This window comes from Micromonospora sp. ATA51 (assembly GCF_016802855.1).
Lineage (GTDB): Bacteria > Actinomycetota > Actinomycetes > Mycobacteriales > Micromonosporaceae > Micromonospora > Micromonospora sicca.
The window spans coordinates 1-20,601 of record NZ_JAEVHJ010000017.1 but is presented as its reverse complement, the minus strand read 5'-3'; the positions used below and the strand labels follow the sequence as shown (position 1 = coordinate 20,601).

Genomic DNA, 20,601 nt, shown 5'->3' with positions numbered 1-20,601 from the left:
CAGAGGCCGGAGTGAAGGGCGGTGACTTGTCACGTGTCAGCGGGTTCTCCGCGCTGATCGCTTACGTGGGGGGGTCAGCAGATCCGCGATCGTGGCGATCGCGGACGGCACTAGCCGGTAGTACGCCCAGACACCGCGCTTCTCCCGCTCCAGCAAGCCGGCCTCGGTGAGGATTCGCAGGTGGTGACTGACCGTCGGCTGCGAGAGGCCGAGCGGCGCGGTCAGGTCACAGACGCACGCCTCGCCCTCGGGGGCCGACTGGATCAGGCTGAGCAGCCGCAGCCGGGCGGGATCGGCGAAGGCCTTCAGGACCCCCGCGAGCCGCTCGGCATCGGCACGTTTGATCGGCTCGCCGGCGAGCGGCGAGATCTGAGGCATAGTCGTTCCAGCCAACGCAGTTCCCACATATGCCATCCTTCCACCAGCAGCATCCACCCACGCGCCCATCGGCAATACACGATGTCTACGAGGGTGTTTCAAATGGTCTGGTCTGGACGGCCTAGCGGCGCGACAGCGGCGACCGCAGCCGGGCCCGGTGCCCGGACGTCCGCAGCCTACGAACCTCCATCTCGATGCGCCACCATCTGTAGGCCCAGGCGATCACGGCCCCGATGAAGCAGATAGCCGCGACGACCGGGAGTTCGGCGCAGAGTGCAAGCGCGCCGGCCAGCGCCGCGACTGCCCCGGCCACACCGAACCAGGCGATCTTGCGCTGGTAGAAGGCGCGCAGCGTTCGACGAAAGTCCCGCCGGCTGGATCGAGTCGTAACCTCAATAGTATCCAGCGGCGGCTGTTGCACCGGCGCAGTGTGGCAAGATCCTAGAGTGACACCCATGTCGGGCCGGCCGGAACGCATACGCCGAGAGCTAGGTGGCTTCCTCAAGGAATACGGCCGCAGCTCTCGGTCTCGCAACGGCATGGATCCAAACGATCGCCAGTACAGCCGAAAGCTGGAAACCCAAATCAAGCGGATGCGCCCGGAAGACCTCGACCTCCTGATGCGAGACGATGAAGACGAGGACCACGAGCCGCACTGACAGTTTGGAAGGTGACTTGAGCTGCGATGCCTTCCCTCGTCGCCGCGCTGTCGAGCAGCCTGACCAGTGGCAATTGGAGCCGGCGACTGGGTGCGCAGCCCCTTAGAGGTCCTAACAAAATGATCTAGGGGTTTTGTCTCTTGTAGATGGTGATCTACAGTGTTCGGCCGTGAGGCGTGGTGAGCAGCCGCCGTGGATCGTGCCGGACGGGCTGTGGCAGCGCATCGAGCCGTTGCTGCCCAAGCCGCAGCGCAACCCACGGTATCCGGGACGCAAGCGGATCCCGGACCGGCAGGTGTTGTGCGGGATCTTGTTCGTGCTGCACACCGGCATCCAGTGGGAGTTCCTGCCTCAGGAGTTGGGATTCGGGTCCGGGATGACCTGCTGGCGGCGCCTGGAGGAGTGGAACCGGGCCGGGGTTAGTTGGGTCGCGGTCGGCCGGTACTGCCGTCATCCAGGAGTCGGGGCCGTGTCCGCGGCGGGCGGTGAGCAGGTTGGCGAACTCGCGAACCCCGTCGGCCAGGGAAGACAGATCTGTTGTGTAAGGGCCTGACCTCTCGGTCCTTGAGGGCTGGCCACCGGCACACGCGCCGACACGGCCCGCGTCCCTGGTCGGCCCCTGCGGTTGGCTCCCACCGCCGGTGCCCGGACCCCCGCCGATTTGCGGGCCGCCCGGTCGCGGGTCTGCGGCCGGCACAGGAGGAGCACCATCAGGGTGACCACTCCGGCAACGGATTCCGGGGACATGCCAAGCTGGTTGTTCGCCGGGACGTACGCGATGAAGATCCAGAGCTGTGCGAAGAGCAGTAGAGGTAGGGCCCGCCGCGAGAAGGCCGCCTCCAGCCATACCCGGGCGAAGAGCCAACCGACCAGGGCCATAAAGAGGGCGGCGCCGGGAAAGGTGAGGTCGGAGGCCAGCCACGGGTAGGCTGTCGCCCAGTACAGCTCGGCCGACCAGCCGGTCATGCTCTCCGTCCGCTCGGGATAGCTCGTGTTGGTCAACGCGTCGGCGCCCAACCGTTCCTCGGCGAGGGCCGCCGCGGCGGGGGCGCTGCCGAGGCCGCGGGACCACTCGAACGGCGCCTGGAGGTTGTACGCCAGGCCCAGGTAGCCGTGAGTCGGATAGAAAACCAGGGCAGCCAGGCCGTCGGCCACCCGGGGACCGGCCAGGCTTGCTACCGCCGGGCTCGGTTTGACGAGGTCGCTTGTGCCGAACTCGCTGGTGCGCGCCGCTTGGCTGAAGACCATGTAGGCGGTGAAGGCGGCGGCGATTGCGGCGCCGACGGTGAGCGCTGTGCGGCGACGGGAGCGCGCGCGTCGCTGCGGCGCGGCTGCGAGGACGAGCAGGCCTGCCGCCAGCATGACCGCGACGTCGCCGAGGCCCTTGAGGGTGCCGATGTAGAGGTAGTAGGTCACGTTGAGGATCAGGCCGAGCAGGCCGGCCGCACGTGCCAGCCAGGGGAGGTGGCGCCAGTAGACGACCAGGAGTGGTGCCAGTGTGGTGCCGCAGACGCCGAGCAGTGCCAGGAGTGACAGGATCGGGTTGCCCTGCCCGACTCCCTGGTCATATGCCTGCAGCTTGTGCAGGTACGCCGCTGCGGGATCCTGGACGCTCGACCAGACGTTGCCCGGCCCGGTCGCCCCGAGCGTAGCCAGCCGGATGATGCTCAGCACGGTGTAGTAGCCGGCTCCCACGAGTACCAGGTGCCGGATCCGGGCGGCCCGGGTCGGCGTGACGGCCGTCGACTGTCCTCCGGGGACGCGCAGGACGCGGGCGGCGTAGCCGAGGGCGAACAGGCCCGTCGCGCTAAGCACGAAGGCGCACAGCCGGCCCGGGTTGGGTACCTGCTGCCCTAGACCACCGAGCCAGAAGGCGCCGAAGGTGCCGAGCATCCAGGACAGCGCCAGGATCAGCGGCAACCACGCCTTCAGCCGTGCGGACTTCCGTTGCTGCGGCACCGCGTGGCTAGCGTCGTGCCGGGCAGGCCAGCTCGATGATTCAGGACTTGTTCCGGGACAACCGGACGTGCCCTGGTCGGCGTGGTCCGCCCGTGGGTGCGGCCGCATGTCCGAAATGCGTTCCGCTTCTACGACTGTCACCTTCAGTACCTTCCGGTTGGCCTTGCGACCCTTGCCAGACCAGCCCACCGGCTGCGCGAGGGGTGTGATACGGCAGCGCGCCGCCGGTCCGACGTATGGCCTGGCCCGTAGCGGCTCCGGTCCGCTGCAGCTCCACCGAGCCCCTGCGAGGATTCTACCGTAATTTCATGGTTTGCGGCTGTTTGCCACTTTTGTCCGGTTGCATCGGGTAGATCTTTGGTGAGCAACAGTCCCCGCCGTCGACGGCCGGGCAACCACCTACGGGAGGATCCCGATGACACTTCTGGAAACCGACGCCCGGGTCCTGATCACGGGCGGAACCGGCTCGTTCGGCCACACCATGGTCCGCAGGCTCCTTGACCGGGGGGTGGGCGAAGTACGGGTCCTCAGCCGGGACGAGGCCAAGCAGGACGCGATGCGCCACACGATCAACGACGAGCGGGTGCGCTACCAGGTCGGCGACATCCGGGACTTCGAGACGGTGCTGCGGGCAACGCGAAACGTGGATCACATCTTCCATGCCGCCGCGCTCAAGCAGGTCCCGGCCTGCGAGTTCTTCCCCGTGGAGGCAATTCGCACCAACGTGCTCGGCAGCGCCAACGTGGTCGAGGCGGCCGAGCGCAACGCCGTCCGCTCCGTCGTCTTGCTCAGCACCGACAAGGCCGTCCAGCCGGTCAACGCGATGGGCATGACCAAAGCGGTGATGGAGAAGCTCGCCCAGGCCCACGCCCGCACCCACGACAGCGCGACGACGGTGTCCTGCGTGCGGTACGGCAATGTCATGTACTCCCGCGGCTCGGTCATTCCCTTGTTCGTGGAGCAGATCAAGGCAGGGCGGGCACCGACCGTGACCGATCCGGACATGACGCGCTTCCTGATGTCGCTGGCGGACTCGGTACGGCTAGTGGAGCACGCGTTCCGGCACGCTCGGGCTGGCGATGTCTTTATCCACAAGGCCAGCGCGTGCACAGTGGGGGACCTGGCCATGGCTGTCTGCCAGTTGTTCGACGTGCCCGAGAAGCTCGACGTTGTCGGCACGCGCCTTGGGGAGAAGCTGCACGAATGCCTCGCTAGCGCGGAGGAGGTCGCGCGGGCCGACGACTTCGGCGACTTCATCAGGGTGCCGGTGGATGCCCGAGGGCTGCAGTACTCGCCGTACGGTGCCGAGACCGCGGGCACGGCCGGCACCTCGGATTTGACTTCGGCGCACGCACCGCGACTCGACGTACCGCGCATCAGGGACCTGCTGCTCGGCCTTCCCGAGATCCGGGCCGAGCTGGCCCTCCGCGAACCGGTTCTGGTGCCATGAACATCGTCCTGACCGGCGCCGGCGGATTCCTCGGGTGGCACGTCCGGGTCCTGCTTCGTGCGATCGGTTGGCCCGAGCCGGTGGTGCTGACACAAGCCGACCTGACCCGCCCGGCGGACGCTGCCGACCGGGTCGGCGGCGCGGACCTGCTCCTGCACCTCGGGGGCGTCAACCGGGGGAGCCCGGCCGAGCTGGCCGCCGGCAACCTGGGATCGGCGGCGGCGCTCGTCCAGGTCCTGCGACGGTGCCCTGTTCCGCCGAAGCGGGTCGTGTTCGCCAACTCGGTGCAGGCCGGCAACGGCACGCCTTACGGAGACACCAAGGCCGCCGCTGCCGCCGCCCTGGCCGCCGCTGCGGACGTGGGCTACGACTTCGACGACGTCCTGCTGCCGAACCTGTACGGCGAACACGGCCGCCCCTTCTACAACTCGGTGGTCGCCACCTTCTGCCGGGTGCTCGCCGATGGCGGCAGGCCGGAGGTGGCCGGTGACCGGCAGCTGGACCTCGTGCACGTCCAGGACGCTGCCGCCCGGCTCATCGGCGCGCCGCCCGGGCACGCCTGGGACCCGAGCATGCCGCCGGTCCGGATCGACGTGGCGCTGCTCGCGGCATGGTTGACCGACTTCGCGACCACCTACCGGTCCGGGGAGATCCCGGCACTGTCCGACAGGCACGCGGTACGGCTGTTCAACACCTACCGGTCGCACTGCTTCCCCAGCCACTTCCCGCTGCCGCTAACCCGCCGCAGCGACGTGCGGGGAACGTTGGTGGAGACCATGAAGGTGCACGGCGGCGGCGGCCAGACTTTCGCCTCGACCACCCGACCAGGAAACAGCCGCGGCGATCATTTCCACCTGGCGAAGGTCGAGCGCTTCGCGGTCCTCCGCGGCACTGCCGAGATCCGTCTCCGGCGGGTCGGACACCGCGAGGTCGTCCGCTTTCCGGTCAGTGGGGACGACCCGGTGGTGGTGGACATGCCGACGATGTGGGCACACGAGATCACCAACACCGGCACGGAAGAACTGCTCACGCTCTTCTGGGCCAACGAACTCTTCGACCCAGCACGTCCGGACACCTATCCCGAGCCTGTGGCCCAGCCATCGCTCCCGGCCGCGGAGACGCCGGCATGAGGATCGGCCTTGTTAGTCAGTGGTACCCACCGGAGCCGATCTTCATCCCCGGCGAACTCGCCCGCGCGCTCTCCGAACGTGGCCACGAGGTACGGGTGCTGACCAGCTTCCCGAACTATCCTGGCGGACAGCTCTACCCCAGCTGGCAGCAGCGCTGGCGGGACACCACGACCACCGGGAACCTCACGGTGCGGCGGGTACCGCATCGCCCCAGCCACGGAAGCTCGGCGACCGGCCGAATGATCAGCTACCTGTCGTTCGCAGCGACGAGCACCCTGGCCGCGCTGCGCTACCTGGCACATGTCGACGTGCTGTACGTCTACCACCCACCGGCCACCACATTCGCCCCGGCGGCAGTGCTGCGCCGGCTCAACCGGATCCCGGTGCTGCTGCACGTACAGGACGTGTGGCCGGAGTCGGTGACGGCATCCGGGTTGGCGCCGACCGGCACCGCTGGCCGGTTCCTGACCACCGCGCTGAACGCGACCATGCGGCGCCTCTACCGGGACGCCTCGGCGATTGCGGTCATCGCCCCGTCGATGCAACAGCTCCTGGTTGAACGGGGAGCCGAACCTGACCGGCTCCGGACGGTGCTCAACTGGACCGACGAGACGCTGTTCCGACCGGTACGGCCGACACCGCAGGCGCGCGCGGCGATCGGTTACCGCGGCCGCTGCACCGTCATGTTCGCCGGCAACATGGGCCAGTTCCAGCACCTGGAGACGGCGATCCGGGCCGCGGCCGCCATCGAAGACCGGATGGATCTCGTGCTGGTCGGATCCGGAGTCGACCAGGAGAACGCCCGCCGCCTCGCCGCCACCCTCGGCGCCAGCAACGTCCGGTTCCTGGACCGACGCCCTCCGAACCAAATGGCCGAACTGTACGCCGCCGCGGACTGCCAGCTCGTCTGCCTCCGCGACCTGCCCGCGTTGCGCGCAACCGTCCCGTCCAAGCTACAGGCCGCGCTGGCCTGCGGATCGCCCGTCGTGGTGTCCGCCGCCGGCGACGTCGCCCGGCTGGTCGAGGCTGCCGGGGCCGGGCTCACCTGCCCGCCTGAGGACTGGCCGGCGCTCGCCGACCGGTTCACGCGGATCGCGGCGTGGTCCCCCGCCCAGCGGGTGGCCGCTGGTGCCCGGGCGCGGCGCTTCTACCAAAAGCGAATGGCGCTGCACGTGGGCGTCGACCAGATCGAGGACATGCTCACCAAAATCGCTAAACAGGAGGTCGGAACATGACCCGGGTGATGACTGTAGTAGGCACTCGGCCGGAGATCATTCGCCTCTCGCGGGTGATGAGCCAGCTGGACCGAACCGTCGATCACGTACTCGTTCACACCGGGCAGAACTGGGACCCGACGCTGTCCGAGGTCTTCTTCGCCGAGCTCCGGCTGCGTGAGCCCGACCGGTTCCTGCGGGTCGACACCTCCTCGGTGGCCAGGGTGTTCGCCGGCGTACTGACCGGCGTCGAGCAGGCGATCAACGAGCTGCGTCCCGACGCGCTGCTCGTGCTCGGCGACACGAACAGCTGCATCGCTGCCCTGATCGCTCGGCGGATGCGCGTACCCGTGTACCACATGGAGGCGGGCAACCGGTGCTTCGACCTCAACGTGCCCGAAGAAACCAATCGCCGGTTGGTGGACCACGTCGCCGACTTCAACCTGGTCTACACCGAGCACGCCCGGCGCAACCTGCTCGCCGAGGGTCTGCACCCCCGCCGCATTCTGCACACCGGTTCACCGATGCGGGAGGTGCTCGACCACTACCGCGACGACATCCGAAGATCACGGATTCTCGAGCAGCTCGAACTGGCCCCGAAGGGGTACTTCGTGGTCAGCGCGCACCGTGAGGAGAACGTCGACAAGCCCGCGCGGCTGAAGCGGCTGCTCGACTGCCTGCGCGCGGTCCGGGACGAGTGGCAGTTACCGGTGCTGGTATCCACCCATCCGCGTACCCGGAAGCGGCTCGAGGCTCTAACGGTGGATGCCACCACATTGGACGGGATCGCGTTTCACGAGCCGTTCGGTTTGTTCGACTACGTCCAGCTCCAACGGCACGCGCGCTGCACGCTGTCGGACAGCGGCACGATCAGCGAGGAGAGCGCCATCCTCACCTTCCCGGCGGTGACCCTTCGGGAGTCGATCGAACGTCCGGAGGCGCTGGACGCCGGCGGGATCATCATGACCGGCCTGGAGCCGCAGGGGGTGCTTGAGGCGGTCCGGGTGGCGGTCGCCCAGTTCTCCGTTGACGGTGTGCCGTGTCCGTCCGACTACCAGGTGCCGGACACGTCCCGCCGGGTTGTCGACTACATCCTGTCCACGGTCCGGCGCCACCACGACTGGGCAGCAATCCGGCGCTGAGAATGTCGTCCGTCCACCATCGGCCAACACATCGAACCCTACAGCGAGGTGACCAGGTGAGAATTCTTTCACCCGCTCGATTCAACCGCTGGACCCGAGCGGGAGCACTGATCGCGGTCCTCGCGTTTCTGCTGACGGGCGTCGGCGTCGGGGGCTGGCTTTACCTGCGGTCCATCGACAGGAGTGTCAAGAGAGTAGACACCTTCGAACAGATTCCCCCCGACCAGCGGCCGGTCCGGGCCGCGGACTCCGCTCTCAACTTCCTCGTCGTCGGCACGGACGAGGCCGATCCGGGAGGCGCGCGGCCGCGAACGGACACCATCATCCTGGTCCACGTTCCGCACAGCCGGGACCGGGCGCAACTCGTCTCGATTCCCCGCGACACCTGGGTGACCGTGCCGGCCTCACCGGGCGGTGACCAGCCAAGGCCGGCGAAGATCAACGCCGCGTACGCCTGGGGCGGCACACCGCTGCTCGTGCGTACCGTCGAGAGCGTCACCGGCGTCCGGATCGACCACGTCGTCATCGTCGACTTCGCCGGATTCGGCCGTGTCATCGATGCTCTCGGAGGCGTGGACGTCCCGGTTGACGCCCCGTTCACCTCGTTCAACGCCAATGGCGCGGTGTTCCAGCCCGGCACCCACCGGATGACCAGCGCGGTGGCCCTCGAGTACGCGCGCGAGCGCCACCAGTTCGCCGACGGTGACTTCAGTCGGGTCCGGCACCAGCAAGCGATCCTCGCGGCGGTGCTACAAGAGGCCACTCGCAAGGGTGTCCTGACCGATCCGGCCCGCCTCAACAGCTTTCTACGCGCCATCGCGGGCGCCGTGCAGGTCGACGAGAACCTCTCCATCACCGACACCGTCTGGGGCCTCCGACAGATCGGGGCCGACAGCCTCGTCATGCTGACGAGCCCTTCGGCCGGAACCGGCATGGTCGGTGACCAGAGCGTCGTCCTGCCCGACCGGGCAGCGGCCGCCCGGCTCTACCAGGCGATCAGTACCGACACCATGGACCGGTGGTTGGAGGAAAACCCTCGCTGACGCCCGCCGGCGGACCCGAACCTCGGTACGCCTCCCCCCCCGCCAGCGGAGCCCGACGGCCGTTCAGCGACGCAGGCCGTCGAAGAAGGCGCCGAGGGTGGCGGCGTAGGCGCGATAGTCGAACGACTTCAGCGCGCGTTCCCGGGCCGCCACGCGCATCAGAGCCCGTTCACCGTCGCTGAGCCCAGCCGCCCGCCGGATCACCTCCGTCAGGCTTGCCACCGAGTCGTCGGGACAGACCAGCCCTTCAACGCGGTGGTGGAGGTACTGCCCCATGTCGCTGGTCAGGTTGGCGAGCACGGGCACACCGTTGGCGAGACTCTCACAGAACTTCGTGGAGAACCCCGCGTTCGAAGCGCGCTCGGGTCGACGAAGCAGCACGCTGAAGTCGGCTCGTTGCAGCGCGAGTGGGACCTCGCGCTGCGCCAACCGCCCCATCGCCCGTACGTTGTCGGGCAGCCGTCCGCCGACCATGGCGCGTACCTCGTCCACCGAGGGACCGAGAACCCGCAGCTCGACCGGCGCCTCGACGCTGTGCGCCCGCTCCACCGCGGCGACCACGTCGGCGAGCAGATCCTTGTTGTTCCTACCCGGGTTCCCCGCGTACACGAGGGTGAGGCCGGACCCCCGCTGTGTCCCGGGCGCGGTGAGGGGAAGGTTCCGCACGTCCAGAGTCGGAGGAACCCGGACCACGGCGCCAACCCGCGCCGCGTAGTACGTCGCAAGCCACGTGCTGATGGCGACGACCCCGTCGCACCGTGGGTAGTGGTACTGCAGCGCCAGCTTCATGCTCACGTGCAGCGGGCCGAAGGTCCCGCCCCGGACGCACCGCCCGTTGTACCAGTCCACGACATCGATCACCAACGGCACCCGATGACGCTCGCACCATCGCCTCAGGTGGAAGGCGTACTGCGCCTGCCCCCCATGGACCAGCACGTGCGACGGCCTTGTCGGCTGCTCGTCCAGCCAGCGCACCGTGCGTCGTCCCCAGGTGATGAGCATCCGTACGGACGCGTCGATCAGACCCGCTCCGGCCGCCGGTGCCTCACCGAGGCCGACGTGGGACACCGATCCCGGCCCCTCGACCCCGGGCAGTACGGTGGGAGTCCGCGGCTCCGGATCACCACTGGCCACCACCACGTGCTGGCCGGCGGCCGCCAGGGATCCGACGAGGCCGAACACTCGCCGAGAACCCGGCTCCCCCCATGGGAAGAGGAACGGGCCGACGCAGGCTATCCACTCCCCGGATCGTCTCATGACCAGCCCCCTGCGCCGACCTGCCGCCGTTCGCCCTGCTCCGCGGCCTTACGAAGAACGTCCGCGAAGCGCGCCGCCACTCGTTCCCTGCGGTGGTGACGCTCCGCGTGAGTCCGACCGTTACGGCCGAACTCATGCCAGGAGGACGTGTCGAGGCACAGCTTCCACAGCTGCTCGGTCACCAGGTCGGGGTCCTGCACACCGACAACGACCCCGGCTCGCGCCGAACGGATGTACGCCATCGAGGCGAGCTCGGCCGGACCGTGACCAAAGATCGGCCTGCCGGCGGCAAGGTACTGGGGAATCTTCGTCGAAACCGAGTAGCGCGTGTACCGGCGGGTGTCCTCCGCGAAGCTCTCGACGTGCACCAGAATGTCCGCAGCGGCCAGAGCATCGGACACCTCGTGGCTGGCGAGCGACCGTCCAAAGTGCACCTGTGGGTGCCCGGCGAAGGCCCTCCGGTAGCGTTCGACGTCCTCGGCAGGGCAGTGCATGGTCAGCCGGACCGGGTTAGCAGCCGCGCTGATGGCCTCAGCGCTGGCCGCGATGTTCAGCAAGGACCGCCAGCGGTCCAGGTGAAGCGCCCCGACGTAGACCAGGTTCGTCACCGGACGGTCCCGGCCGACTGGCTGCGGCTGCGGGGTTGCGAAGAAGTCAGCATCCACCGAGTTCGCGAAGATCTCGAAGGGAATGCCGTACCGCCGCTGGTACTCCTCGGCCATAGGCTCGCTGATCGCCATGCCGGCGGGTGCGAGTCTGATCAGCTTCCGGACCGCCGACCGCAACGCCCTCTCGGCTATGCCGCCCAGTTCACCGTGGGGGTACAGCGTCGCCGGCCAGTCGTCGGTGAAGTGCGGTACGAGTGGCACCCCGCAGACCTCGGCCGCACGGAAGGCCAGCCTGGTCAACCGGACGCTGCCGAGCATCGAGTAGACCACGTCGGGTTGGTAGTCCCGCAACCAGCGCACCACTCGAGGCGGGACGTGCAGCGGGCTGAGGTCGGCCAGGGCGACGAGGTGCGCGTAGACGGCCGCGACTGCGCGACGTCTGTCGGCGGCCTCGCGGACGGCGGCGATCGCCGGGATGCCCTGCAACGGTGTGCTGCCGTTCCAGCCGAGCATCCGCAGGGCGTAATACTGCGGCGGCAGGTAGTGCTCCCGCGGCGGGAAGTGCAGGAGTTTCTCGCATACCTCCGTCGACGGCTCGGTGCTGGCCGTGTAGACCTGCGCGAGTCGGTCCTTCGGCCAGCCATGGAAGAGGTTGGACAGGGTTATCGTCGTGCCGGTGGAGCGGTCAAAGGGCATGTGCCCCACCACCAGCACCCTGGGCACAACGTCATGTTGGGATTCCATCGCACATCACCTCTCGACTGTCCTCGGGCGCACACCGAGTGCCAGCGCCCGGCGGTAACCATGGATCGCCGCCGGGACGACCGTCAGCACGTAGCAGGCCGTTGCGACGTACGGCACCGCCGTGATGCCGAACCAGCGCGTCCCATACCACTTGCCAACCACGGACAACGCGAGGTAGGCCGCGTATCCGACCAACTGCGGACGGACCACCCCGGCCGCGTTCTGCACCATGAACACCGGCGACGTGGCCGCCAGCGTCAGCCACCACACCGCCATGCCCAGTAGGAGCCAACGGTCCCCGAACGGCACTGACAGCCAGGTGACGAAGAGCTGTTCACCCCAGGCCACCAGGACCACCGCCGGCAGCAGGACGACGGCCGTGGAGACCACAGTCATCCGGCGCGCGATACGCCGCACCCAAACCACCCGCCCGCCGGCGAGAGCCTCGCCGTGCGCCGGCCAAAACGGCTGGTTGACCAACACCACGACGACGCCGAGCTGGGTGAACAGCTTGGCCGGGACGGCGTACGCCGTGACGTCAGCCAGCCCCCTCGTGTGCGCGATGATCAGACTGTCTGCGTTGTCGGCGAGCGTCATCAGAATCGTGACGACGCCAAACAGGCCACTGATCCGCAGCAGCTCCCGGCCGGTGGGCGGATCGAGGGCACCCCACCTCGGCGTGAGGTCGGGCAGATCCCTGGCGAAGGTCCAGCCGGTGTTGACGATGTTGGTGAGCACCGGGCCGGCGACGGCGGCGGCGACCACCGCCCGGGCGGGTAGTCCGGCATGCACTGCCCCGAATGCCAGCGGTAACGACATGGCCACCCCGGCCGCCTGCCAGATATTGCTCCTCGCCCCCATCCCGTACGCGTACTGGACGCGGCTCACCAGGGACAAGGGCATGTTCAGCAAGAACGCAGTCAGACCTATCAGCGTCACCGCCCGGGCATCGGCGGGCGACACCGAATCTGGCGCATTGAATATGGTCCGCCATTGGACAAGGTCGGAGACGAGCCACAGCAGCGCGCAACCCGCCACGGCGATCCCCGACACCATGGCGTACGCGCTGGAGACGTAACGACGGGCCAGGCGCGAGTCGCCGCTGGCATGACAAGGCGCCAGCCTGGTGAGCAGGCCATTGCCCAGTCCCAGGTCGGCGAAGGCGGCCATGCCGGTCAGGGCTATCACGGCCATCCACAGCCCGTAGAGATCGGGTCCGAGGTACGACAGCGTTACCGGTACCAGCATCAACGGCACGACGGCGCTGACCGCCCGCGCCACGACTGCGCTGGCGATCCAGGGAGCGAGTCGGCTGGTGCCGAGCCCAACCGGTTCGCGCCAGCCGGGCCGGGTGCTCTGGGGCTCGTGTATTCCGATCGGAGGCGTCCCGGATGGCGCGGAGCTCTCTACGAGCCCACCCGCCAACGGATCAGCCAGATGGTGGTCCGACCGGGAGGAGGTGCGACCGGCGGTCACCGGGGCGCGTCCGCGGCCGGTACGGGCCCGGCGCCGGGGGCTCCGGTACGTGCGGGCACCGGGGGGTAGGGCCGCACCCCCGGCGTCTGATCCATGTCTCGCCCCCACCCCGTCGAGTCAACACGAGGCCCAACGGAGCACTAGGGCATAAGTTACGCATATCGGACTGCAACCCTTCGCAGTGCCGGCCAAGGTGCACTACGGAGGCGGCCGCATGTCCTGTCGATCGGCCTGCCGGCCCGCAAGGCGCGCCCGCAAGCTCCAAGAAGCATCGGGCGTAGTTGACGGCGGCTGCTGCTGATGTGTTGGGTATCGGCGCATCAGGGGATCCCTTGGTGCTCGGATGGTGATCGGACGTCGGTGGACCGGCGCGGACGCGCCACTCCCTCGGCCGAACTTCAGCCTCTTCCACGACGATCTGAATCCATTGCTGTTAATAATGTATCGCCCGGACCTGCTGGGATCCGCCGAGATGGAGTCGGACCGAGTGGAACCGAAATGGGGTGTTCGAGTCGACGTCGTATCGCATAGACAATCATCTGTCTACGGATCAGAAGGTTAGGGGTTCGAGTCCCTTCGGGCGCACAGCAAGTCAAGGGCCGGTTTCCCGTCACGGGACCGGCCCTTGATCGTTTTGACCCCCACGGCTGACCCCTACGCCTACGCGTCGAAGTGGGGGGATCCGTGGGCAGTTTCCTGGACCGCTTCCGCAAGGTCGACCGAGGTGAGCCTCCTCCGGGTATGAACCGGGAAGGCGAGTTGGAGGGCACGCGCTGACGGTTCGCGGGCCGCCCCCACGGACGACGCCGACTCCCGTACGGTGCGCTGATGCGTCACCCCGTACTCCTGACCCTGCTCCTACCGCCGCTGCTCGTCGCCGGCTGTACATCCGACCCGACGACCCCGGCAGGCGCCTCCTCGTCCCCCTCGACCAGCCCGAGCCCTACCGCGCCGGCGGTCGACTACACGCCCTGGCAGGCGGGGCGTTCCACCCCGGTGGCCGACCCGATCTACCCGGCCCGCGGGACCGCGGCGCTGGACGTCCTGCACTACGGCCTGGTCCTCGACTGGGCGCCGCCGACGAAGACCCTCGCCGGCACCGCCACCCTGCGCATCCGGCCCACGAAGGACGCGCCCAGCCTCGTCCTCGACTTCATGCCGTACCAGGTGGACGGGGTGACGCTGGACGGGACGACGGTGACCGGCACGGTGGCGAAGGAGAAGCTGACCGTCGCCGCCCCGGTCACCGCCGACAACCCGGTCACCCTGGTGGTGAAGTACCACGGCAAGCCGAAGACCACCCCGATGCCGTCGCACCGCAAGGATGTGGAGGCCCTGGGGCTGACCGTCACCAAGGAGGGCGGCCTCTGGACCATGCAGGAGCCGTTCGGGGCGTTCACCTGGTATCCGGCGAACGACCAGCCGTCCGACGAGGCGCTCTACGACATCCAGGTCACCGTGCCGGCGGGCTGGTCGGCGATCGCCAGCGGCACCCCCGCCAGCCAGTCCGGCACCACCTTCACGTACCGCAGCGTCGACCCGGTGGCCAGCTACCTCACCACCCTCGCGGTCGGCAAGTACCAGAAGCTGACCGTCAAGGGACCGCGCGGGCTTCCGCTGACCTACTGGTACCGCAAGGGCACGGACGACAAGCTGCTGCCGTACCTGAAGAAGTCCCCGCAGTACATCGCCTGGCTGGAGAAGCGGTTCGGGCCGTACCCGTTCCCGACCGGCGGAGTCGTGGTGGTGGACTCGGCGTCCGGCATGGAGACCCAGCAGATGATCACCATGGGCCGGAAGATCGAGAACACCAAGGCCCGCCGCGACCGCTGGGGCGTCGACCTGCTGCACGAGTACGCGCACCAGTGGTTCGGCGACTCCGTCACGCCGACCACCTGGACCGACCTGTGGCTCAACGAGGGTTTCGCCACGTACGCCCAGGACCTCTACACCCAGGACACGTTCAACCTCAGCGACGCCAGCCTGGACCGGTACACGCGCCAGGCCGACGCCGCGCTGCGCAAGAAGCTGGGCCCGCCCGGCAAGCCCAACCCGAAGAACTTCGCCGAGGGCAACGTCTACCTCTGCCCCGAGGCGATGCTCCGGGAGATCCACAACCAGATCGGTGACAAGAAGTTCTTCGCGCTCGCCACCGCCTGGGTACAGGAGCAGAAGAACACCCACCAGGACCGCGCCTCGTTCATCGCGTTCGTCAACAAGCAGACCGGCCGCGACTTCACCAAGCTGATCAACACCTGGCTCGACTCGAAGACCACCCCGAAGTCCATCACCGTGAAGTGAGCGCCGCCGCGTCGCGCCGGACACCGTTCCGGCGCCGACGCGGCCCGATCACATCCGCTCGGGCGTACGGATGCCCAGCAGGTGCAGGCCCTGCCGCAGCACCCGGGCGGTCAGGTCGCAGAGCACCAGCCGGCTCCCCCGTACCGGCTCCTCGGCCCGCAGCACCGGGCAGCGCTCGTAGAACGCGCTGAACGCGGTGGCCAGCCGGTGCAGGTAGGCCGCCAGGTGGTGGAACTCCAGGCTCCGCTCCACCTGGGCGACCACCGCGCCGAAGCCGACCAGCTCGAAGGCGAGCGCCCGCTCCGCCGGCTCGGCCAGCGAGACGCTCGCGTCCGGCCGGGCCGCCACGCCGGCCCGGCGGAAGATCGACCGGATCCGGGAGTACGCGTACTGCAGGTAGGGCGCCGTGTTGCCGTCCAGCGACAGCATCCGCTCCCAGTCCAGCACGTAGTCCCGCTGCCGGTCGTTGGAGAGGTCGGCGTACTTGATCGCGCCGATGCCGACCGCCCGGCCCACCTCGGCCGCCTCTGCGTCGCCCAGCTCCGGGTTCCGGCTCCGGGTCAGCGCGGTCGCCCGGGCCACCGCCTCCTCCAGCAGGCCGACCAGCTTCACCGACTCGCCGGCCCGGCTGCGCAGCATCCGCCCGTCCGGTCCCAGGATCGAGCCGAACCCGACGTGCTCCGCCCGCGCCGGCGGGGTCAGCCAGCCGGCCTGCTCCGCCACCGCGTACACCATCTCGAAGTGCCGCCGTTGCGGCAGGCCCACCACGTAGAGCAGCCGGGTCGCGCCCAGCTCGCCGGTGCGGTGCCGGATCGCCGCCAGGTCGGTGGCCGGGTAGCCGTACCCGCCGTCGGACTTGCGGACGATCAACGGCAGCGGCTCCCCGTCCCGGCCGACCGAGCCGGGCGGGAAGACGCAGGCGGCGCCGTCGCTCTCCCGGAGCAGCCCGAGCCGGTCCAGCTCCGCCACCACCGGGCCGAGCAGGTCGTTGTAGCTGCTCTCGCCGTGGAAGTCGCGGTCGGTCAGGGTCACGTCGAGCAGGTCGTAGACGGTCAGGAAGTAGCGTTCGGACTGCTCGACGAGGAGCCGCCACAGCCGCAGCGTCGTCTCGTCGCCGCCCTGCAAGGACACCACCCGCAGCCGGGACCGCTCCCGGAACGCCTCGTCGGCGTCGAACTTCGCCCGGGCGGTCTTGTAGAACGAGTCCAGGTCGCCCATCGACAGCTCGTGCGTCGCCTCGGCCTCGCCCAGGTCGACCAGGTGCTCGATCAGCATGCCGAACGGCGTGCCCCAGTCGCCCAGGTGGTTGGCCCGGACCACCCGGTGCCCCAGCGACTCCAGCAGCCGGGCCGCCGCGTCGCCGATCACTGTCGATCGCAGGTGCCCGACGTGCATCTCCTTCGCCACGTTCGGCGCCGAGTAGTCGACCACCACCGTCTCCGGGGCCGGGCTGGCCGGCACGCCGAGCCGCGGGTCGGTGGCCAGCGCGGAGACCAGCCCGCCGAGGGTCCGCTCGGCGACGGCCAGGTTGATGAAGCCCGGTCCGGAGACCTCCGCCGCCGAGCAGAGGTCACCCAGCTCCGCGCGTGCCAGGACCTCCGTGGCGATCGCCCGCGGTGGCCGGCCGAGCCGCCGGGCCAGCGCCAGCGCCGCGTCGGACTGGAAGTCCGCGCGCTGGGAGCGCCGCACCACCGGGTCGACCGGTACGCCGGCCACCGCCGTGAACGCCGGCGCCAGCCGGTCGGTCAGCAACTTCTCCAGATCCATGGGTACGCCGATCTCGCTCGGATCCGCCTCACGCGGATCTCCGGACGGGGGATGCGGGCGGACCGAGGACGATCGGCGAAGACCGGCGGCTCGATCCGCCGGTCGCAGGAAGGACGTGCTCAGCGCAGGCGGTCGAAGGATCGCCGGCGTCGCGCCGCACCGACCGAAACGTCGCAGGACGTCGGCGCGAGGGTGCGGGAGCTGGCCATGGAAGCAGCCTAACCGGCCGGCCCGGGTACGGCGCAAGGCGGTACCCGAGCCGGCTGTCCGCGTACCCGGAAGGTCAAGCCGGCGTGGCGGCGGCCTTGCGGTACCGCTCGGCCCGCCGCCGCACCTGGCTGTACGCGCTGGTCAGACCCATCGCCCGGCGGACCTCCACCAGGGTCCGGCGGACCTGCTCCCGGGTCCGCTCGGTGCCCTCGAAGATCAGCTGGTCGACCAGGCCGCGCTCCGCCTCGAACCGGGCCCGGCGTTCCCGGATCGGGTCGAGGAACCGGTTGAGCGCGCCCGCCAGCTCCTCCTTGACCTCGACGTCGCCCACCCGACCGGCCCGGTACCGCGCCTTGAGCTCGGCCACCCGGGCCCGGTCCGGGTTGAACACGTCGTGGAACGCGAAGACCGGGTTGCCCTCCACCGTCCCGGGCACGTCGGCGCGCACCCGGTTCGGGTCGGTGTACATCCCCATCACCTTCCGGCGGACGGTCGCCGGGTCGTCGGAGAGCGCGATCGCGTTCCCCTTGCTCTTGCTCATCTTCCCCTGGCCGTCGGTGCCGACCAGGGCGGGCGTGTCGGAGGCGACCAGCTCCGGCACCGGGAAGACGTCGCCGTAGAGGTGGTTGAACCGGCGGGCGATCTCCCGGGTCACCTCGACGTGCGCCGCGTTGTCCCTGCCCACCGGGACGACCTGCCCCTTCACGCAGAGGATGTCGGCGGCCTGGAGAACGGGGTAGCCGAGCAGCCCGTAGGGCATCTCCTCCTTGCCGGCGTCCCGGGCCATCTCCTTCAGCGACGGGACCCGCTCCAGCCGGGGCACGGTGACCAGGTTCTGGAAGAGGGTGTTCAGGTCGCCGACCTCCGGGATCGCCGACTGGAGGTAGAAGGTGGCCCGGGCCGGGTCGACCCCGGCGGAGAGGATGTCGGTGACCATCTCGCGGGCGTTGTGGGCGACCTGCTCGATGTGCTCGCGGGTGTTCTTCGTGGTGAGCATGTGCAGGTCGGCGATGATGAAGAAGCTCTCGTACCGCTGGTGCAGCTGCACCCGGTTGGCGATGCTGCCGACGTAGTGGCCGAGGTGCAGCCGCCCGGTCGGGCGGTCGCCGGTGAGCATCCGTGCTGCGGACATGGTGGTACGCCTTTCGTGCCGAGGATCGGGTGAGGAACGCGCGGGCGCGCGGAGAGACCCGGGGTGTGCCCGGATCAGTGGAGTCGGCTCGTCAGAGCGCGAACCGCCATCGCCCGCCGGCGCGGAACCGCAACCCACCGGCACGGAGTACGTCGAGGATCTGCTCCCGACCGTCGTCGACGCGGAGCGGGAGAACCGGCGGGGCAACCGCCGGGAGACCGTCGACGGTCTCCGGGGCGCTGGTGCTCGGCCGGACCATGGCTCCACGGTAGCCGTCGGGGCGTCCCGACGGGAGCCGGGTCAGCCGTGGCGGTAACTCTCCTCGTAGTAGCTGCCCACCTGGTCCCGGTACGCCGGCCGGTCGAAGTCGTCCGGGTCGAAGGCGGGCGAGTTCCGCACCTGGTCCCGGGTGCGGTCGACGTGCACCGTGCGCTCCAGGTGGTCGACCCTGGCCACGGTCCCGACCGGCAGCAGCACCTTCCGCCCGAAGATCCACGGACCGGCCTCCACCACCAGGTACCGGGCGTCCGCGCTCGCCTCGTCGACCGAGCCGATCCGGCCGTCGGTCGCCTCGACCCGGTAGCCGGTGAGGTCGACCGGCGTGCCCGGTCCGGGTGCGTCCGGGCCGCCGCCACCCGCCGGCCGCTGCCGCGGCACGTCGGACGGGGTGGTCTCGTCGTACCCGCCGGCCAGCGCCGAGGGGTCCCGCCAGGTCCAGGGATTGAAGGGCTGCACGGCCACCTCCGGTACGTCGTAGCGACTCCGGAAAATTGCCCGGCCGACCTCCGGCGGAAACACCCCGGCATTTCCCGGGGCCCCCCACTCCGTCAGGAGATACCTCAGCTGCTTCTGACCTCCACGCCCCGCCGGCCCGCCCTCGCCGTCGGCCGCTGACCTGCCCCGCTGGCATACTGGCCAGCCATGGTGCTGTCGCGTGGCTGGTCGCTCTTCCTGGTCGGGGTCGGGGTCTGGACCTGGGTGATCTGGCCGAGGTTCGCGGTCGCCATCTGGAACGACCCGCGTTCCTGGTCCACCGGCACGGTCGGCGAGGGCGCGGCCACCAGCTTCCTCTGGGTGCACGCGCTGCTGATCGCCGCGTCGCTGGCCATCGGCACCACGGTCGGCGTGCTCGGTGTCCGCGGGTGGCGGGCGGCCCGCCGCCGCGCCGGCCGCCCGTCCGCCTGACCTCCACTTCCCCTCCCGGGCGCCGACCGCTCGTTGCGCCGGAGAGCAGGGCCATTTGCCGTACGCCGAGCTGCCTCGCCTCGCCGTCGACCGTGGGCAGCAGGTCGGCGCCCGAGCGGCCCGGGTCCGATCCGAACGTGGTGGCCGGGAGCGGCAGGGGAACAGACAGCGCCGGCAGCGGGTTGCACCCCCTGTCAGCGGGTCCGTCGACCCCCCGGCCGCCGGGAACCGACCCGGCCACACCGCCGCTGAGCAGCGGAAATAGTCTCGCGGTGATGATGTGACGCGGGACGCTACCCACGGATTTGACGATCAAACCCGCAGACGCGTAACTTTCTCTCTGCCAGCGCGGAACGGACGAAACAGGCGAAAGACCTGACAGGCCGGAGCGCGGGAATGACCCCCAGGGGCGGATGGTTACACTCATCAGGAACCTGGGACCGGGCGGTGCCCCGGATTCGCCGAGAGGCGGATTTGGCGAGGCGGAACCGACCGGGTAAGGTTGTCGATCGGCAGGGAAGCGGACGAGTTCGCGGGTGACCGCGGCGGCCGTCCTGCCAAATCCGATGATCAGGCGCAGCGGTTCGCTGCTGCGCGTGCTCATCGGCGCCAACCCGTACCAAGCGTGACACACCGGGACACACCGGTTGACACGCGGAAGACGGCGAGGTAACGTAGTAAAAGTGCCCGGCGCGAGAGCGGCGGGTGCGGACGGACGAAATGCCCCGGATGGGGGTCCTACTGGGTGGGGCTTCTGGATGGTGTGTGGTTGTTCTTTGAGAACTCAACAGGGTGCTTGATAAGCCAGTGCCAAATTGATTTATACCCCGGACTGGCAGTTCTCCTTTGGGGGGATTGTTGGTTGGGATTCCTTTGGCAACACTTTTTGTTGCCGGGATGACTGTTTCAACAGGTTTTTGTTGGAGAGTTTGATCCTGGCTCAGGA

The 20,601-nt window shown here is 69.2% G+C and carries 18 protein-coding genes and 1 pseudogene; 9 read left to right on the top strand and 10 right to left on the bottom strand.

Annotation, left to right across the window (positions count from 1 at the left end; translation table 11 throughout):
- Positions 1-36: 36 nt before the first annotated feature.
- Together JNW87_RS05290 and JNW87_RS05285 are read right to left on the bottom strand one after the other, a co-directional pair.
- Positions 37-414 (bottom strand): helix-turn-helix transcriptional regulator, encoded by a 378-nt coding sequence (locus JNW87_RS05290; RefSeq protein ID WP_238453228.1) that lies wholly within the window; start codon positions 412-414, stop codon positions 37-39.
- A gap of 85 nt (positions 415-499) precedes the next feature.
- Positions 500-799, bottom strand: a complete 300-nt coding sequence (locus JNW87_RS05285) for a hypothetical protein (RefSeq protein ID WP_238453218.1) — start codon at positions 797-799, stop codon at positions 500-502.
- A 34-nt stretch (positions 800-833) separates the two neighbouring features.
- Between JNW87_RS05285 and JNW87_RS05280 the strand changes: the two genes are divergently transcribed.
- Both JNW87_RS05280 and JNW87_RS05275 read left to right on the top strand, forming a co-directional pair.
- Positions 834-1,037: a hypothetical protein gene (locus JNW87_RS05280; RefSeq protein ID WP_146231202.1), complete on the top strand. Its 204-nt coding sequence runs from the start codon at positions 834-836 to the stop codon at positions 1,035-1,037.
- 196 nt (positions 1,038-1,233) lie between these two features.
- Positions 1,234-1,458 (top strand): annotated as a pseudogene (locus tag JNW87_RS05275) (transposase); the annotation flags it as partial.
- A gap of 29 nt (positions 1,459-1,487) precedes the next feature.
- Here the strand turns inward: JNW87_RS05275 and JNW87_RS05270 are convergent.
- Positions 1,488-2,996: a hypothetical protein gene (locus tag JNW87_RS05270; protein ID WP_238453217.1), complete on the bottom strand. Its 1,509-nt coding sequence runs from the start codon at positions 2,994-2,996 to the stop codon at positions 1,488-1,490.
- Positions 2,997-3,411: 415 nt separating this feature from the next.
- On the opposite strand from JNW87_RS05270, the gene JNW87_RS05265 reads away from it, so the two are divergent.
- The 5 genes from JNW87_RS05265 to JNW87_RS05245 are packed head-to-tail and all read left to right on the top strand — an operon-like array spanning position 3,412 to position 8,975.
- Positions 3,412-4,446 carry a polysaccharide biosynthesis protein gene (locus JNW87_RS05265; RefSeq protein WP_109803982.1) on the top strand — a complete coding sequence of 345 codons (1,035 nt, stop codon included), beginning with the start codon at positions 3,412-3,414 and terminating at the stop codon, positions 4,444-4,446.
- Positions 4,443-5,576 (top strand): NAD-dependent epimerase/dehydratase family protein, encoded by a 1,134-nt coding sequence (locus JNW87_RS05260; RefSeq protein WP_238453216.1) that lies wholly within the window; start codon positions 4,443-4,445, stop codon positions 5,574-5,576. The genes JNW87_RS05265 and JNW87_RS05260 overlap by 4 nt, the downstream gene beginning before the upstream one ends.
- Complete coding sequence (locus JNW87_RS05255; RefSeq protein WP_238453215.1) at positions 5,573-6,811, top strand: glycosyltransferase family 4 protein; 1,239 nt, start codon at positions 5,573-5,575, stop codon at positions 6,809-6,811. The genes JNW87_RS05260 and JNW87_RS05255 overlap by 4 nt, the downstream gene beginning before the upstream one ends.
- Positions 6,808-7,932, top strand: a complete 1,125-nt coding sequence (gene wecB / locus JNW87_RS05250) for a non-hydrolyzing UDP-N-acetylglucosamine 2-epimerase (RefSeq protein ID WP_109803985.1) — start codon at positions 6,808-6,810, stop codon at positions 7,930-7,932. The genes JNW87_RS05255 and wecB overlap by 4 nt, the downstream gene beginning before the upstream one ends.
- Before the next feature lie 56 nt (positions 7,933-7,988).
- Positions 7,989-8,975, top strand: a complete 987-nt coding sequence (locus tag JNW87_RS05245) for an LCP family protein (protein ID WP_238453214.1) — start codon at positions 7,989-7,991, stop codon at positions 8,973-8,975.
- 63 nt (positions 8,976-9,038) lie between these two features.
- Here JNW87_RS05245 and JNW87_RS05240 read toward each other — a convergent pair whose 3' ends face one another.
- The 3 genes from JNW87_RS05240 to JNW87_RS05230 all read right to left on the bottom strand — a co-directional run bounded on the left by JNW87_RS05240 (position 9,039) and on the right by JNW87_RS05230 (position 12,865).
- Entirely contained in the window at positions 9,039-10,157 is a 1,119-nt protein-coding gene (locus tag JNW87_RS05240; protein ID WP_236648278.1) for a glycosyltransferase family 4 protein, read from the bottom strand.
- 71 nt (positions 10,158-10,228) lie between these two features.
- Entirely contained in the window at positions 10,229-11,584 is a 1,356-nt protein-coding gene (locus tag JNW87_RS05235) for a glycosyltransferase (RefSeq protein ID WP_236648288.1), read from the bottom strand.
- Positions 11,585-11,590: 6 nt separating this feature from the next.
- Positions 11,591-12,865, bottom strand: coding sequence for a lipopolysaccharide biosynthesis protein (locus tag JNW87_RS05230; RefSeq protein ID WP_236648297.1), 1,275 nt, complete (start codon positions 12,863-12,865; stop codon positions 11,591-11,593).
- Positions 12,866-13,888: 1,023 nt separating this feature from the next.
- Here JNW87_RS05230 and JNW87_RS05225 point away from each other — a divergent pair.
- Positions 13,889-15,361, top strand: a complete 1,473-nt coding sequence (locus JNW87_RS05225; RefSeq protein WP_238453213.1) for a M1 family metallopeptidase — start codon at positions 13,889-13,891, stop codon at positions 15,359-15,361.
- Positions 15,362-15,409: 48 nt separating this feature from the next.
- On the opposite strand, the gene argS is transcribed toward JNW87_RS05225, so the two are convergent.
- From argS to JNW87_RS05205, 4 genes are all read right to left on the bottom strand, one after another.
- The gene (argS, locus tag JNW87_RS05220; protein ID WP_109803989.1) at positions 15,410-17,128 is read right to left on the bottom strand and encodes an arginine--tRNA ligase; all 1,719 of its coding nucleotides are present in this window, start codon (positions 17,126-17,128) and stop codon (positions 15,410-15,412) included.
- Positions 17,129-17,411: 283 nt separating this feature from the next.
- Positions 17,412-18,470 (bottom strand): tryptophan--tRNA ligase, encoded by a 1,059-nt coding sequence (gene trpS / locus JNW87_RS05215; protein WP_109803990.1) that lies wholly within the window; start codon positions 18,468-18,470, stop codon positions 17,412-17,414.
- Between the two features lie 91 nt (positions 18,471-18,561).
- Positions 18,562-18,729 carry a hypothetical protein gene (locus JNW87_RS05210; RefSeq protein ID WP_201749849.1) on the bottom strand — a complete coding sequence of 56 codons (168 nt, stop codon included), beginning with the start codon at positions 18,727-18,729 and terminating at the stop codon, positions 18,562-18,564.
- A gap of 41 nt (positions 18,730-18,770) precedes the next feature.
- Positions 18,771-19,205 carry a PRC-barrel domain-containing protein gene (locus JNW87_RS05205; protein WP_109803994.1) on the bottom strand — a complete coding sequence of 145 codons (435 nt, stop codon included), beginning with the start codon at positions 19,203-19,205 and terminating at the stop codon, positions 18,771-18,773.
- Positions 19,206-19,391: 186 nt separating this feature from the next.
- Between JNW87_RS05205 and JNW87_RS05200 the strand changes: the two genes are divergently transcribed.
- Entirely contained in the window at positions 19,392-19,655 is a 264-nt protein-coding gene (locus JNW87_RS05200; protein ID WP_109803991.1) for an SCO4848 family membrane protein, read from the top strand.
- The last annotated feature ends 946 nt before the right edge of the window (positions 19,656-20,601 follow it).